At 35.8% G+C, this 16,602-nt stretch carries 11 protein-coding genes; all 11 read right to left on the bottom strand.

Annotation, left to right across the window (positions count from 1 at the left end; translation table 11 throughout):
• Positions 1-60: 60 nt before the first annotated feature.
• The gene (locus J7604_RS07860; RefSeq protein ID WP_293893694.1) at positions 61-2,103 is read right to left on the bottom strand and encodes a hypothetical protein; all 2,043 of its coding nucleotides are present in this window, start codon (positions 2,101-2,103) and stop codon (positions 61-63) included.
• Positions 2,104-2,107: 4 nt separating this feature from the next.
• Entirely contained in the window at positions 2,108-3,004 is an 897-nt protein-coding gene (locus tag J7604_RS07855; RefSeq protein ID WP_293893691.1) for a type IX secretion system membrane protein PorP/SprF, read from the bottom strand.
• 54 nt (positions 3,005-3,058) lie between these two features.
• Positions 3,059-5,119, bottom strand: coding sequence for a gliding motility-associated C-terminal domain-containing protein (locus tag J7604_RS07850; protein ID WP_293893688.1), 2,061 nt, complete (start codon positions 5,117-5,119; stop codon positions 3,059-3,061).
• A gap of 50 nt (positions 5,120-5,169) precedes the next feature.
• Positions 5,170-5,910, bottom strand: a complete 741-nt coding sequence (locus J7604_RS07845; RefSeq protein ID WP_293893685.1) for a hypothetical protein — start codon at positions 5,908-5,910, stop codon at positions 5,170-5,172.
• Complete coding sequence (locus J7604_RS07840) at positions 5,907-6,482, bottom strand: sigma-70 family RNA polymerase sigma factor (RefSeq protein WP_293893682.1); 576 nt, start codon at positions 6,480-6,482, stop codon at positions 5,907-5,909. The genes J7604_RS07845 and J7604_RS07840 overlap by 4 nt, the downstream gene beginning before the upstream one ends.
• 550 nt (positions 6,483-7,032) lie before the next feature.
• Positions 7,033-9,399 carry a GDSL-type esterase/lipase family protein gene (locus tag J7604_RS07835; protein ID WP_293893679.1) on the bottom strand — a complete coding sequence of 789 codons (2,367 nt, stop codon included), beginning with the start codon at positions 9,397-9,399 and terminating at the stop codon, positions 7,033-7,035.
• Positions 9,400-9,419: 20 nt separating this feature from the next.
• Positions 9,420-11,813 carry a GDSL-type esterase/lipase family protein gene (locus J7604_RS07830; protein WP_293893676.1) on the bottom strand — a complete coding sequence of 798 codons (2,394 nt, stop codon included), beginning with the start codon at positions 11,811-11,813 and terminating at the stop codon, positions 9,420-9,422.
• A gap of 247 nt (positions 11,814-12,060) precedes the next feature.
• Positions 12,061-12,663 (bottom strand): cadmium resistance transporter, encoded by a 603-nt coding sequence (locus tag J7604_RS07825; RefSeq protein WP_293893674.1) that lies wholly within the window; start codon positions 12,661-12,663, stop codon positions 12,061-12,063.
• Positions 12,664-12,675: 12 nt separating this feature from the next.
• Complete coding sequence (locus J7604_RS07820) at positions 12,676-13,464, bottom strand: hypothetical protein (protein WP_293893672.1); 789 nt, start codon at positions 13,462-13,464, stop codon at positions 12,676-12,678.
• Positions 13,465-13,768: 304 nt separating this feature from the next.
• The gene (locus tag J7604_RS27040; protein ID WP_367113558.1) at positions 13,769-15,703 is read right to left on the bottom strand and encodes a sugar-binding protein; all 1,935 of its coding nucleotides are present in this window, start codon (positions 15,701-15,703) and stop codon (positions 13,769-13,771) included.
• Between the two features lie 272 nt (positions 15,704-15,975).
• Positions 15,976-16,557 carry a HupE/UreJ family protein gene (locus J7604_RS07805; RefSeq protein ID WP_293893669.1) on the bottom strand — a complete coding sequence of 194 codons (582 nt, stop codon included), beginning with the start codon at positions 16,555-16,557 and terminating at the stop codon, positions 15,976-15,978.
• Positions 16,558-16,602 lie beyond the last annotated feature (45 nt).

The following is a 16,602-nucleotide window of genomic DNA, read 5'->3' as shown; positions in this document are numbered from 1 at the left end:
TTTACAATTTTTTACTTAACCGGATCGTAAAAGAAAATATAGAGACACACAATTAAAAGTTTATTTTTTAAATCTTAATAACTGACGACTAGAATCATGAAGATATTTAATACAATATTTATCATGAACAATCTCACTTGCATCAAGCCTAACTTCCTTACCATTAATCAGAAGATCGTATAATCTATCATCCATTACAACGATCTGAAAATCACCTTCTGGACCTGGAGTTATATTAAACTGATTTCTGTTTACCCAATCCCAAACCGTGACCTCAGGAATATTAGAAGCTTCCACATCTTTTGCTGGCACACACTCTTTTATCCTCACATATAATATAGAAGGAGTGGCTGCTCCAAGATATAAATTATAGTATGGTACCAAATCAGATAACCTGAAAGATTTCTTTTCTACATAAATATATCTAAGCTTATCACCATTTCTTGAAGTAATAATATATTCACAATCCCCATCCAATTTTATAGTCGCTGTAGCTGTATTATTATCAAGAGTATCCAGGGTATTTTCAGTCATGTTATTTATTAGGATTAAAGCTCCGCTGAAATTCTCTTTGGAAAACTCACCTTTAAACTGAAGACTTGCATTATATATATGCTTTCTCTTTAAATAAATTTTCGGGGAAATTTTATTAGTATATGCTGCATTTCCATGAGTTGAAATATTCAAAGTATCATTCTTATAATCATCCTTATAGATAATCAATCTATATGCATGACCAGGACGGAGATTTGCTTTAATTGAATTCGGAGAAGAACCAGGTATACATCTGATAGGTATATTTAACTCTGCGTCAACAAGGCTTGCTGTATAATCAACCAATTCCTTTTCGTCAAAATCATCAAAAACACTAAGCTCAAAAAACACTTTATTTTCAGTATACATGTAAAGATCATCGTCACCTCCATTGCTTTTTCTGTTAGAAGAAAAGTATCCAGTCTTAGCCTTTTTGCTATAACTGAATCCGAAGTCATCAAGATTAGAATTCACAGGGAATCCCATATTTACAACAGTGGTATCCTTGAATAAAAGATCGACATAATAAATATCAAGACCTCCCATTCCATACTTACCATCTGAAGAGAAAAACAAAATATTATCATCAGTTAAAAACGGATATTTCTCATCCCCTTTAGTATTGATCTTAGGTCCAAGATTCGTTGGTTCAGACCAACCACTGTTCTTCAATACACTCCTATAAATATCAGTACCGCCATAACCACCTTGCTTATCTGAAACAAAAAACAATTGTTTTCCATCCATACTTATTGCGGGATGACCAATTGAATATTCAGCATTATTGATGGGGATAGGAGAAAGATATTTCCATCTAATTAACGATTCATCAAACTCAGCAGAATAGAGCTCCAATCTGTAAGGCTCTCGATCTCCTTTTACACAAAGGTTCACTATTGCTTTAAGACTATCATAAAATGCAACAGGTCCTATATGAAGTACATTTTCCTTATCGAAATCTACTTTAACTGATTTACTCCATCCAGTATCACCTTTTTGAGAATAATAAATATGAGCAAAACCACCGTTGTTTAATGCATTGTATTTCCGAACTATTGAAGTATCCTCTTCCTCAGCAACATAAAACATTCCTTTATGCAACTGAACGGGACAGTACTCAGAGCCAGAAGTATTAAAAGGCAAATTAAAAATGTTATAGTACAGACTATCTCTGAATAGATTATTTAATACAATCCTAGAATGAACCTTTGTAAAAATCGTATCAGCCTTTGAATCATTGATTGCCCGTAACGTATTGAAATAATCTATGCTGTCTTGAGAACCTAGAGCATGCCCTGATATCTGAATATTTTCAAAGCACCTTTTCGCCTCTTCATATCTGGACATCTTCTTAAACAGTATTGCGGCTTTTCTGTTAAGATCACAATCCTTGATGTTTTTCTTTTTCTTTAAAGCCTCTGCATATAAGTCAGCGGCCTTTGCATAAGCCAACTGCTTATAATAATAATCCGCACGTTTTTTAAGGCTATTAACGTCAGTAAAAACAGTCTGACCAAAAGTTTCACCGACTTTTAATATTAAAAACAATATAACCAGCAACCTCTTCATCTCATTAAAAATATCTTGGCATATATGCATTATCCTTAAAAAAGACAAATCTATAACTCAGTTTAAATTCATGACTAGCCCCAGCGATTGAACTAAAGCGAGAGAATGGAGCATCATAAGAATAGCCAGCCTGAAGCTGATTGGTAAGCTGAGCCTGAACTATAAAATTTAAAGAAGTCCCTACTCTATAGCCTAAACCTAGCCATAACACATCATTCAAAATAAAGATATTATTTATATCTACCTGAGCTTTACTTCCCTTCACATTTTTTACAAGAAACCCCGGAAGATATTTAACCTGATAAGATAATTTAAAAACATATCCTCCATGAACAAATATGTGTCTGTATTTTACAGCTTCACCAGCCTCATTAATTCTGACCTCCAGAAGATCCGGAATAGAAGCACCAAGATAATATTTAGGGGAGTACCAATAAACTCCTGCACCTACACCAGGAGCTGCATATATAGATTTATCTATACTCATATCAGGATCATTGGCCTGCTTGGTCTGAATCCTGCTGAACCTCGAGACCATCTGTACAAATCCTCCTTCTAATCCAAGGGACAACTTTGAATTATTATTGAAGCTTATCCTATATGCATAGACACCATACAAACCTGTCTTTCCCGTAACACCTATTTTATCATGTACCGCCAATAAACCAAGCGCAATCTTTTTTTTCTTAATAGGACTATGGATTGAAAATGTTTGAGTAGAAGGAGCTCCGTCAATATCCATCCATTGCTTTCTATATACTGCTGTAGCATTCAGATCACCCTGACTGCCGGCGTAAGCAGGATTAATAACCAATGTATTAAAAATATACTGGCTATACATCGGTTCATTTTGAGCATATACAATGCCAGTCTTGAGAAGAAACATCATGATTAAAACCATGTAATTCTTCCTTCTGATGGATAGGCACAAATATAAATTACAATTCAATTTAGTCTATCTGTTAATAACTACATATCCCTTCATTACCGGATTCCCTTCCCCCAAATTAATCACATAAAAATAAGTATCATCTGCTAAAGCTTCTTTACCCGCAATATTACTTTCTCCTCTCCACACTTTAGATTCATTATTATATGAAGTATTTCTGTAAACCAATTGTCCCCAGCGGTTATATATTTCAACTTTGTTATCAGGATATAAATCAATAAAATCTATTATCCATTCATCGTTGATATTATCGCCATTAGGAGTAAATCCGTTATAAACCTTAACTTCGGATGCCTCAACAATCCTTATCTCCGCAGCTTCAGAATACCTGGCAGGACAACTGCCTCTCTTAACATAAGCTCTGTAATAAGTCGTTTTTAACAAGTTATTATAGATACAAGATGACTCCGATGACTTTATAATTTGCCAGTCTGTAGTAAAATTATCTTTTGAATATTCCCAGAACAAAATGGTTCCTTTATAATTTTTTAAATGAAGTGTATCTTTATTCAAATTTGCACGCACATTCGCTGACGATTCAACTATACCACTTTTGGTCAGTGAATCTATATCTATTACTGTTACAGGAGAATAGAAATTTCTACCACAATCATTTAATAAAACTCTGTAATAAGTCTTTTTCTTAAGATTTGTATATTCGTTAGAAAAACTAGTATTTACAATAGGCGTAAAAGTCTCAAAATTATCTGTTGATTGTTCCCATCGTTCAATTGCAGAATGGTATTTAGTGATATAAACTTTGCCTTTATTAGATTCAACACATGCAGAAGGAGTATTTTCCATTTTTCCATTGCCTGGAAAAACATCTCTATCTGGTTCACATGGCAGGTTTAGCAAGACAGGAAGCCATCTATCCACGTGGTCATTGAGCCCCAGTTGACCGAGAGGATTTCCTCCCCAAACGTAAATTTCATTCTTATCACTTCTCACTATGCAATGAATATCCCCGACTGACACATAATTAATATCCTTCAGATCTCCAGAACCTGAAGGATCTTTAACCTTTACAGGAAGTGAAGAATCAATAGTATCATTTCTACCTAGCTGGCCATAATCATTAAGTCCCCATGAGCAGACTGTCTTATCTGACATTAAAGCAAGAGTCACACCCTGTCCGCCTGCAATAGTAATTACACCAGACAAATGCTTGGTACCGTCAATACTCCTTACATAGTCAGGTAGTAAACGATCTGTTTTATTGCCTGTGCCAAGCCTACCATCCCAATTAGGTCCCCAAACCCACAGAGTATCATTATTAGATAACGCATATGAATAATTATCCGCAGCTTCTATTTTTATAATATTATTAAGAACCGTCTTTCCCGATTTATCTTTAACAGGTATAGCATATGCAGAATTGGTTTTATTATTCTGACCAAGTTGTCCGACGTGGTTTTTCCCCCATCCCCACACGCTCCCATCACACAATAAAGCTATGCAAAATGTACCGCCACCGCTAATCGCTTTTACATTCTTCAAAGTATCTCCAGGTGCTTTTAACACATAGGAAGGGTAATATACAGGATCAGTAAAATTACCTGTACCTGTTTCTCCGCTGGCATTGCCTCCCCAACTAAGTACCTTTCCATCATTGGTTAATGCATACCCTGTTGTATTTCCTGTCGAGATCTGTTTTATATTGCTTAAATGTCCTGCACCATTAACGCCTTTTACAATATATGGAGTAAGTCTTTTGTTCGTTGTTCCATCACCCACCTGCCCATGGTCATTGGGCCCCCAGGATAATACAGTGTCTCCTGAATTGGTAAGGGCCATAAAAGTTGTTACTCCTTCTAAAGAAACTTGTTTACATCTGGGAGGCAGTCCACCATTTATACCAGAAATCATTATAGGCACATTGGAAGGAATTAAGGAGCCTATTCCAAGCTGACCAACGTTGTTTTCGCCAGTTATGAATATCCTTCCATCTTCACACAAAAAAGCAGAGTTATCATCGTTAGCAGAAAAAAATACATTCTGGCCCTTTGCTCCTGATAAAGCAAGGGTGGCAAACAATATACTAAAAAGAACAACTCTGAAATGCATTTAAAGGACTTACAATTTCAAATTTAACTTAGTGACTATAAACGTGAATACTATTTGCAATCTATTGAAGGAACCTCCACTTTAACATTCAACCTACGAATGCAACCTTTGGCATCTCTTACAAATAAACTGTACTTTCCTTGTTTAAGGTCTCCTATAAATGGCTCAGAAATAAATTCCCCATTGGGGTGTATTGAAAACTCAAACGGTGCTTTACCATATTTAATGGTATTCAAATCAACTTCAATAGCACCATTACTTTGATCAGCACAAGCTGCTCTTGCCTGGCATGAGAAACTGATCAAGGTATCTTTACAAAGATCGTTGTCTTTATTTATAACAGCGTTTTGATCCTTACTATTTTCTGGAATAAATTCAGGAATATTATTCCATGCTGCTGTATCGACCTCATTATTTTCTGTAACAGAAGTAACCGTATCGACTGGTACAGGACTGCTCTTAACCTCAGGTTTAACTTGTCCATCTGACTTAAGAAAGAAGTACAATAGAGCAGCAATTAAAATCAATCCTGCACCTCCGCCAAAATATTTCCAGCTATTATTCTTATTACCATCGTATTTACTACCGCTAAGATCCTTTTGCATTCTGGCTTTTAAATCAAGAAGATTTTGGCCTACAACAATCTGGTAGCTTATATTTTGTATTTCAAATTGTTCCGCAAATTCCTTATCGGATTTAAGCCTTTCTTCAAAATCAGCCTTCTCCCCTATGCTCATCTCACCATTGAGATAGCGATCTATCAATTCATATGGATTATCAGGGAGACTCATTGCTTAAATAATGATATGATGTGAGAATTATCTTTTACCAGATTGGACAGTTTTTGTCTGCATCTGTAACTATATGTTTTAGCTACCTGATCACTTGAGTAGCCCATTTTTATTGCTATTTCTTTAAGACTGATCTTATCATAAATGGTATACATCAACAGCTTCTTACATTCTTCTCCAACTCTTTCCATTATATCTTCTATTGCCTTAGCCTTCTCTGCTGTAATCATATCTGCCAATACATCCATACCTTCTTCTTCACTGTCATCAAACTCCGTTGTATTAACAAGTCTGTTATCCCTCTTTGCCTTATTGATCCAAAGATTTCTGGCCACACTAAACATAAAGGCGCCTATCTCCTTTCTTTCATCAAACTTATTAAGCTTGACCTGATTATAGAATATTACTACAGTATCCTGAAATATATCCTTAGCATCCTCATGAGAACCACTATTACTGGTGATATATTTCTTGATATGAGGAAGGACTTCTTTATACAGATTGCTCAGAACAGATTCATTATCTCCTGTCCTGATTGCCTTCAATATTTCTTTATCATTTAGCCTTCTCATTTCTTATACAAAGATGGTGAGGTAAATGTGAACAAAGAGTTTTGCTTAATACTCTGAACTCTGTAACAAAGCATATTCTTTCTTATAAACAGATTGGACGGATTCATCAAATTTATATTTTCTATAAGACCTCAAACTAAAATCTTCTGTTCTTATGATTTAAAGTGTTTGTTTATACTTCTTTAGCAAGATTTAAAATACTTCATAAGAGTAACATTCCAAAACTATTAAAATGCTATTAATAAATCACTTAGGGTATACGAATTCTCTTCATTGCAGTTTGTTTTACGCATCCGATTTTTAAAATAAAAACCCTAGACCCATTACAATTGAAATAACTGAAGGTGAACAATATTCTAAAATAAAATACGCTTTGAATAGCAATTTAATTTCGAAGACCAGTTTAAATTAAAAATCCCTGCCTTATTTATAAAGACAGGGATTTTTTAATTCAAATAATTTCGGCAACATGAATCACTCAATATCAACCGATTAAACAACTATTATATTCATACCACTCAGACTATAACAGAAATATATCTTCAGGATCCTATTTTTTAACAATTCTTAAAGTCCTAGTACTTTTTTCTGTTTTTAATGTTAGCATGTAAACGCCTGGTAATAATTCGCTTCCCACTAGACCAGTTTCAAAACCTTTACCCGATTCAATCTCCTTACCGGTATGATCATAAAAAGAGTAAGAATAGTATCCTGAAGCTTTTAATACAACAGACCCCATAAATGGATTTGGATAACAAATAATTTCACTTGATCCAAAATCTTTAGATAAAACGCTAGTCACCAGACAAGATCCTCCTGAGATTGAATGATCAATAAAACCGATATAATCAAGATTAGGTAATCCGTCAGCAGTCTTTGCTATTAACTTTACCATATTTTCACCTTTATTAAGATAAACATCTGCTTCCATCGTAGCCCATGTGGTAAAGGCTCCTGTAGAGGAAAAAACAAGGACATCGCTCTGTTCTGCTGAGTTGATTACAATGCCAGAAAATCTACTTGCTGTTCCTCCATTCGCATATCTGATCAAGAGTTTATAATTTCCGGAAGCTTCTGCATTAAAGGAAAAAGTAACAGATTTTCCAATAGCATTATCAGCATTCACGTATCCACTGCCTTCAAAACCTGCATTGGTAGCTTCGTTCCGGATACCATCTACTTCACAGGCTTCTTCAGCCTGAAGTTTAACGACACAAGCTTTTCTCCCAGTATTGCCACCAACGCAAATTCCGCATGCATCCAATGCTGCAGTACCGTTCAGAACATTTGCACAATCCATACAAATTGATTCTGTTTTACCGCAACCACAAGCTCCCGGTTCTGATTTATTTTTATCATCAGGACAAAGATCCGTTTGGTCTGCAACATAACCCGTTGGCTGAGTGCATGAGGATTGAGAAACTTTAGGATCTCCTTTTCCATCTCCGTCAGTATCTGCATACCATATACTTTTTGCTTGAACAGACACCGTTACATCAGCTGCAGTAGCTTTGCAACCACTAGAATTGATCACATCTACTGTATAAACACCCGCAGTTTTAGCGACATAAGCCTGAGCTGTACCAACCTGATTAGCCCCGTTTTTCCAAATATAGGAAGAACCTGAAGAGGCTGTTAATGTAACACTTCCACCCTCACATAAAGAAGTTGTTCCGGATACAGTTACTATAGCAGTACAAGTTGTTGCACCTTTATAAATGGCCGTATAATTCGTCGCTGAAGTCCCTGATTTAACAGTAGTAAGTGTTGCAGTAGACAATTGTCCGCCGGAAGTATTGTTCCACTTTTGAAAGGTTTCAGTTGTTTTGGGTAATGTTTTTAGGGTAATAGTAAGTCCTTCAGGATAGCTCGCTGTATGTGTAGTTGCTAAATCCGATCCAACAGGATTTACAGTGACAGCTATCTGATATCTTGGTTTTATAAAAGGAATGAGTTTGCTAACATTGGCATCTGATTTCAACTCTTCAATGCCCTGTATCACAAGATTCGCCATTGCTATAGCACCCATCTCCTGAAAGTGGACATCATCCGTATTTCCATTAGGATAGTTTAGATATTCACCGGCAATGTAATTATTATACCAAAAACGAGTAGTATAGGCCTGCCCTGCAGATTCCATCTGAGCTTTTGCCTTTGCATCCAGATCTATCAGAGGCACTTTCAAATTATTTGCTACTGTTCGAACAGCAATTGGATGATCATGATATGAATCATAGACTGTACCATCCGCATTCCATGCATTTCTTCTCAAAGTAGCGACAAGAACAGGATAAGCTCCTTTGGCTTTTGCTTCATTTATAAACTTTGTTAAATAACCTTCGAACACTCCTCCTGTAGGGGCATAGCGAGCGGTATCTGCTTTATTTCTGTCATTTATCCCAAACTGAATAAATACATAATCACCCGGCTGTAAAGCATTTCTAACGGCAGGCCAGAAGCTGTTGTAAAAACTTTTTGAGCTTGTTCCACCAACAGCTTTATTGATCACCTGAACATTACTACTTTTAAAGAAGTAAGGCAAGACCTGCCCCCATCCTTTTCTAGGATAATACCCATCTGTATAATCCTGAACAGTGGAATCTCCTATCGTGTATATTTTTATTATCGCTCCAACTGAGTTGATGGCTATAGATATATCCTCCGTGTACGTGTATCCGGATTCTTCTGTAATCATTACCACATAATTACCACCATCATGAACTGAAAGCGATTGATTGATTGCTCCATCAATAAGTTTACCCTCTTTAAACCATTGATAGGAACAAGCATCTGGGGCGACCAATGATTTTAAATCATTATCCGTCACTATTCCTTTTTCGGATAAACCATAACCCAATGAGGGTGACGATAATAAAATGAATATTAAGAAGAAGATTATTTTGTTGACATTTCCCATTGTTATGATAGATTCTGAGATTACCTTTTAATAATAAGCAGAGACCTTGTAGACTTCAATGTTTGTAATTTTACTGTATAAATACCAGGCAACAATTCATTACCGGCAAAACCGGTATTCAATCCTTTACCCGATTCAACTTCTTTACCGGTAAGATCATAAATAGCATAAGAATATTCCTGAGGTGCCTGCAATGTAAATGCTCCAGTAAATGGGTTTGGATAACAAACACCTTCAGTCGAATTTATATTTCCCATATCAATTCCTGTGACCAAGCAAGGACCGGCAGCAATGGCATTTTCAGTAAAACCAATGAAATCGATATTGGGAAGTCCATCAACAGTCCTGGCAATCAACCTTACTATATTATTACCTTCATTGAGAAAAACTTCTGCCTCTAAAGTTGACCAGGCTGTAAAAGCCCCGGTTGAAGGAAATGCCAATACGCTACTTTGTTCTATCGAATTAACAGTAACTCCGGAAGAGCGATTTGCTGCTCCTCCATTCGCATATCTGATCAATAGTTTATAATATCCAGAAGCAGTTGCATCAAAAGAAAAGGAAGCTGATTTACCAATAGCATTTTCCGCATTCACATATCCAGTACCTTCAAAACCTGCATTGGTAGATTCATTCAGAACACCATCAACTTCACAAGCTTCTTCTGCTTGTAATTTATAAACGCAAGATTTCTTCCCGGTATTACCACCAATACAAACACCGCATACATCCAAAGTCGCGGTACCATTCAATACATTTGCACAATCCATACAACTTGATTCTGTTCTTCCACAACCACAATTTCCAGGTTCAGTTTTGTTTTTATCTTCCGGACAAAGATCTGTTTTGTCTGCAACATAACCTGTCGGCTGAGTGCATGATGATTGAGCAACCTTTGAATCTCCTTTACCGTCTCCATCAGCATCTGCATACCAAATAGTTTTGTTTTGAATAGTTACATTAGTTGCTGCAGCAACAGCTTTGCAACCATTGGCATCTGTTACTTCTACAGTATAATTACCGGAAGTTTTAGCAACATAAGTCTGAGTGGTTGCTACCTGAGTAGTTCCATTTTTCCAAAGATAAGATGAACCAACAGAAGATGTTAGAGTAACACTACCTCCTTCACAAAACGTAGTTGCACCGGAGGCGCTGATGATTGCAGAACAGGTTGTTGTTGCTCCTTTATATATTGCAGTATAGTTGGTAGCTGTTGTACCTGATTTAACAGTTGTAAGTGTAACTGTGGACACTTGTCCTCCAGCAGAACTTTTCCACAACTGAAAGGTGCTACCTGTTTTAGGTAAGGTCTTTAAAGTGACAGTCAGTCCTTCAGGATAGCTTGCTGTACGAGTAGTCATCAGGTCTGATCCAACAGGATTAACAAGCACTTTTATCTCATACATAGGCTTCAGGAATTTAGCCAGACTTGACATATTGATATTACCTGTTAATTCTGAAATACCCTGAACGATCATTCGCGCATTCTCTATAGCACCCATCTCCTGAAAATGTGTACCGTCTGTAATGCCATCGCGGTAATTAGGATATTCACCTGCAGGATAAGTATGATAAACAAACCTCGTGATATAATTCTGCCCAAGCCCTTTAAATAGGTTCCAGGACTTCATATTTAGGTCAATAAATGGCACATTTAAAGCAGTAGCTACTTCCAGCATTCCACCTCGATAGTTGTTACCAGTTTCTGTAAAAACATTACGCAAAGTTCCATTACTCCAGGCGTTCATCACCATAGGGGAAATCAGGACTGGTATAGCTCCTTTTGCTCTACTCTCATTTACATAAATGGTAAGGAATTTCTTATAATCTTCAACAGAAGTATATCGTTCAGTCTTTGAAAAATCTCTATCGTTATGCCCGAACTGAATAAAAAGATAATCCCCTGCTGTCAAAGCATTTTTAACGGTTGTCCATCTTCCCTCTTCATAAAAGCTTCGGCTACTCCTCCCACCTATTGCCCTATTATCTATCTTTACATTGGTACTATTGAAAAAATAGGGAAGCATTTGCCCCCATCCTGTCATAGGATAAGCTGATGCAGCATAGTTGCAGACAGTGGAGTCTCCAATCAGGTATATGGTTATAACTGCGCCAGTTGCATCAACAGCAAGCAATACTTTTTGATATGTTGATACACCTTCTTCATCAATCAGCTGAACTGAATATTCACCTGTTGCAGAGGCTTTTAAAACTTGTCTATCTTCGGCACTGAGTCTTTGGCCATTAAAAAACCATTGATAATGACAAGCCTCGGGAGCAATGAATGCCTTTATTTTTTTATCATAACTTAATTTATTTATCTCCCTGGAATATGCTGAAATGGAAACAAAGGTTAAACTAATAAGGATAGCCAGCTTACTGTCTTTAATAATTCTTAGTAGGAGTCCTTTCATATATAGATTAATCATTAAAAACTCGAAAATTAATCCATATACAAATTGGAAGATGTAAGGGTAACAGTTATTGACAAGTTTTTTTTTCAAAAAGATTAAAAACAGTCAACAAACTGCATACTCATGTCTCTATAATTGTCCTTGGCTCTCTCTCTTAGTTATATTATTTTAAGGAGATATATAGGAGCCATAGAGAAACACAGCGGCTATATTAGGAAAAGCTTTGGACATTTAACACAGGAAAGGATTAAAACAACAAGTTAAAGCTGCCAGATTCTCTTAATATCCATATACCAAGAACAATCAAAAATATGGGAAGAATAATATGACCATATCTTCCTAAAATCTTTTCTATAAAAGGATGTTTAACAAAATAAAAAGCAAGCACACACCAAACAGCAATCATCACCAAAAATACGATAACAAATAAAATAACAGTGTGTAATGAATTATTTGCAAACAAAGGAGTATAAACGCCCAGGTTGTCTCCTCCGTTTGCAATGGTCACTAAAGCTACATTTATAAATTGAGTCTTTGATTTAGAGGCCCCCTCAGCATTTTGTGTTTCTTCATTTTCAGAACTAAAAAGAGCTATGATCCCCTTCAGCCCAAGCAGTATGGGTATCAGACCAAGTAATCCAACCCATATTGGCTCGAGCACCTTTCCAAGAATAAACCCGGAAAGACTTACGATCACTAATGTTATTACTCCCAAGTACTGGCCTGCAACTACATTGCTCTTTTTATATTCGTGATTGGAAAAATACATACTGAGGATCATGAGATCATCAATATTGGTTAAAGCAAATGTTGTTATTGCCAGAACAATTGATGGCAGATAATTTTCCATATTTGATGAAAATCAATCAATCATAAAAATAATAAAAAGCAACATCCAGATAACATTCAAGGGCCAGAGCCAGAATACCCAATACGTATTATTCTTCTCAAACTTCTTTAGGGCAAATTTATCTATTTGCTGAAATAATAATGTAGCTCCAATCTGCTTATCTTTTGAAAGAAAATCATTCTTTCGTTCCAGAATAAACTTAGCAATAGGGATCTTTTTCAACATATAGATAATTGCTAACCGGAGAAAATATGGCATAGATTTAAAGCCCTCATTTATCTCCTTAGCAAAATCTATAAAATTAGTAAGCTCTTTATTGCCAACCTTTGATTTTCCTTTCAGAAAGCCCGTTACCTTTTCCACTGCTATTTCACAAAGCCTTTCAACAAGCGGCTTCGAACTTTCATATACCAATTTCATAGTTTCTGTTCTTATAAACAGATAAGCCCAATAGCCTGCATTGATAGTAAGGCCTATACCAAAACACAGGACTATAAAAACATAAAATAATTTTTCTCCGGTAAAACCAGTAGTCACAAGTCTATATAAAGAATACCCAAAAAGAGTAGTATTAGTCAATGCAAAAAAAGTAATGATCAACGCAAATCTCTTACGGCCCTTGATTTTAACGTTACCTCCTCCTAAAATCAGGCTTAATGGATTTTCAAGGAGGGATAGAAGATTGTCAGTTTCCCCAAAGTTTTCAAGGCTATCTCCAAAATCAATTTCAAATTCCTTTTCAAACTCTTTCTCTTCACCATTAGAATAAGAACTTCCGTAGATTGTAAATTTTTCTTTCATAAATAATTAAAATACTTTTCAAGAACTTTTAAAAATCAAGTAGTAGAATATGAAGTTATAAAAAATTTCTGTCTAATGGACAGAAGGAAAGAGATGAATGGCTTAGTTTTTTTAGAGAAAGAAAATAATCAATTAAGCATCAAAACCTCATATGCAAAGAGTTACATGCTTTAGAAACTAATTATTGGAGTTATAAAAAATAAAGGCTCAGTTTTAAACCTGAGCCCTGAAAAACTACAACTAACTACAATAAATTCTATATATGAACTGGCACTTTAAACAATAACAATATGAATATCAACTATTATTCTTTAATAAATTTCATAATAATTTTCTTGGACTCTTGTTGTATGCATATGGCGTAAAATCCCGGAAGAAGGTTAGCTATATTTAGATCAGCTCCGGATGTTCCTGACTGCACTTCTTTTCCTGAAAAATCCATAATACTATAAGTAAATCTATCTGAAACACCTATTATCTGAATAGAATTCTTGGCAGGATTAGGAAACAAAGTTAAATTGGTTTTATCTACACCGACAACGGAAGTTACCACTAAGGTCTCCAACCTTCCCTGACCAAAAGTTGATGGATCTGAATAAGAATTATCCTGTGTTGCAAACCATGTAATCTTGCCATCTCTTAAAGCCTGATCACTATCATTGATATGGAAATCAATACCTATATTTTTTCGATCTGAAGGAGTCACTCCAACTAAAGACCATGGAATAGATGCCTCTACCACATATCCGGTGCTGTTTTGAGTAGCTTTTGCTATAATTCCTGTAACAGATTTACTATGCCCTTCCTGAATCTGACTTGCATCATACCTGATCACAAACTGGAAATCATTAGCATCATAACTTGTAGCTTTATCACTATTTCCATCGATGTATAATTCTACAGCATCATTTTCCCAAAAATTTGTTGATGAAGCTCTCTTCTGATTATCAGTAACAGTATACAAGACATACAAATTTTGATTATCATAAAGAACATTAACTTTCCCACTCAAATCTGCATCATTATCAACTGTTAGTATTTTATTCTTGAGTTGACATGTATTGGAATTGCTCCAGATTGGATCTTCCACACCATCAACAACGACAGGAGTTTCAGTCTTTACAACTTTAACTCCAACAAAATCTGTAACAGTAAGTGTTATTGTGTTACTTGTAACCGTACCTAATTTATTTGACACTACAACTTTAAAAGTACTTTTATCATAAGCAGCATCAACATTGGCAATAGTAAGTGTAGCTGAACTTGCGCCATTAATAATCTGATCATTTCTATACCAGACATATTTAAGATCAGTACCGCTGACTGCAATAGTTAATGTTAGTGTTTGATTCTGTGCAATGGTTGTATTGCTAAGGTTACCTGTAATAGATGGAGCAGTATCTTCAGTCGGAGGAAGCAAGGTTATCATCTTCTGCGCATATCGTGTACCAAGCAATCTATAACCTGCAGAAGTAAAATGTAAATTATCCGACTGATCAGTACAACCACTAGATGAAATGACGTGTGCAGTTGGAATTGTATTAGGCAACTTATCAATAATATTATTGTGGCCTGCGCAAAGCCCTCCCTGAGCCGCATCCACAACCTGACCTACAAGTAAAGGAACATTTGCAGATGTAAGTCCAAGATCTTTTAAAAGATTTTCATATACACCTTTTACTTTATTTGGCCATGTAGTTTCTCCACTATTCGATTCACCCTGATGCATCAGAATGCCTTTTATTACACCATCTTTCTGTGCAATCTTGGCCAATTGAACTAGCCTTCCATAAGGATTACCTCCATACTGAGCAATAATGTCCTTCATCCATTGTTGCTCACTAGCAGCATAGCTAGCATAATTCATCTTATCGAACAACTCTATCTTGCAGCCCGCAACAGCAACATGAACAATTCCAACCTTTATGTTGGATGGAAGATTTTTAACCATCTCACGACCGAAATAATCAGCAGGTCCTAGTTTAGTGTTACATCTCGAAAGAGGTGGCGTAGCAGTCCGCCAGGTTTCCTGAGGCTGACCGGAACAATTAACAGCCTGCATAATCCTGAACCTGCTATCTACAGATTGATCCTGACTTTCTATAGTACCTTGACCCTCCATGTTGGATTGTCCGAAGCACAAGTAAATATGAAAATTAGGATCCTGGGCATATACAAGGAAATGACTGCCCATAAATAGTGAGAATAAAATGAGTCCTTTAATTAGTGTGTTTTTCATCTTAATGAATGTTCTAGAGAATAATAGAGAATCTTTCAAAACCGGAGGTGATGAAATGAGCTAATAAGTTATTAGCCAGACTTCTTTAATATCTTTCAGAGATTTAAGCTTTACACTGAACCTGAAAAAAGGTAAACATTCAAAATAATTATTTAAAAAAATGGGGATGATAGAATGCACTAAGAAGGAATTCAAAAGAAGTATGGCCTTATAAAACAAAAGCCAGGCACATTACCTGACCTTTGTTGTTATTATAAGTCATATCAATGGTATTACAATAAACTAATGCGGCTATAAATCAGAAATAGTGCTATCACTGCTCCTGTGAAAGAAAATAGATATTTCCATTTATTATGTGTAAAAGATTCAAATCGATTGAGAAGAAAATAAAGAGAAAAGAAAGCACAAACAATCAGCATTTGTCCCACTTCCAGCCCAATGTTAAAAGCAAGCAGCGGAAAAGTGATGCTTTGATTGCTTCCCATCAAAGCAGAGAAGAAGTTTGAAAAACCCAACCCATGGATAACTCCAAAAAGAAGAACTATAAGGTATCGGAATGTATTATTCCTAATAGACTTTGTAGCATAAAAAATATTAGTAACTGCAGTACAGAGAATCGTCAAAGGAATCAAAAATTCAACTAGCTGACTGTTAGCAGAGACAATGTGCAGCGCTGAAAGAGCCAAAGATAATGAATGACCTATTGTAAACGCTGTTACTAGAATTGTAACCTTCTTCCATTCAGAAGCAGAATAAACGGCACATAAGGTCATTAAAAAAACAATATGATCTATACCCTGAAAATCAGAAATATGCTCCAGACCTAACTGAAAATATATGCTAAATTGATTCATTGAATTTGAAATTATTGTTACAGACTTATACACTTGAGAAAATAA

The sequence above is a fragment of the Sporocytophaga sp. genome (assembly GCF_017745095.1).
Classification (GTDB): Bacteria; Bacteroidota; Bacteroidia; order Cytophagales; family Cytophagaceae; genus Sporocytophaga.
The sequence above is the reverse complement of the archived record's forward strand: the minus strand, read 5'-3'. Positions and strand labels throughout refer to the sequence as shown.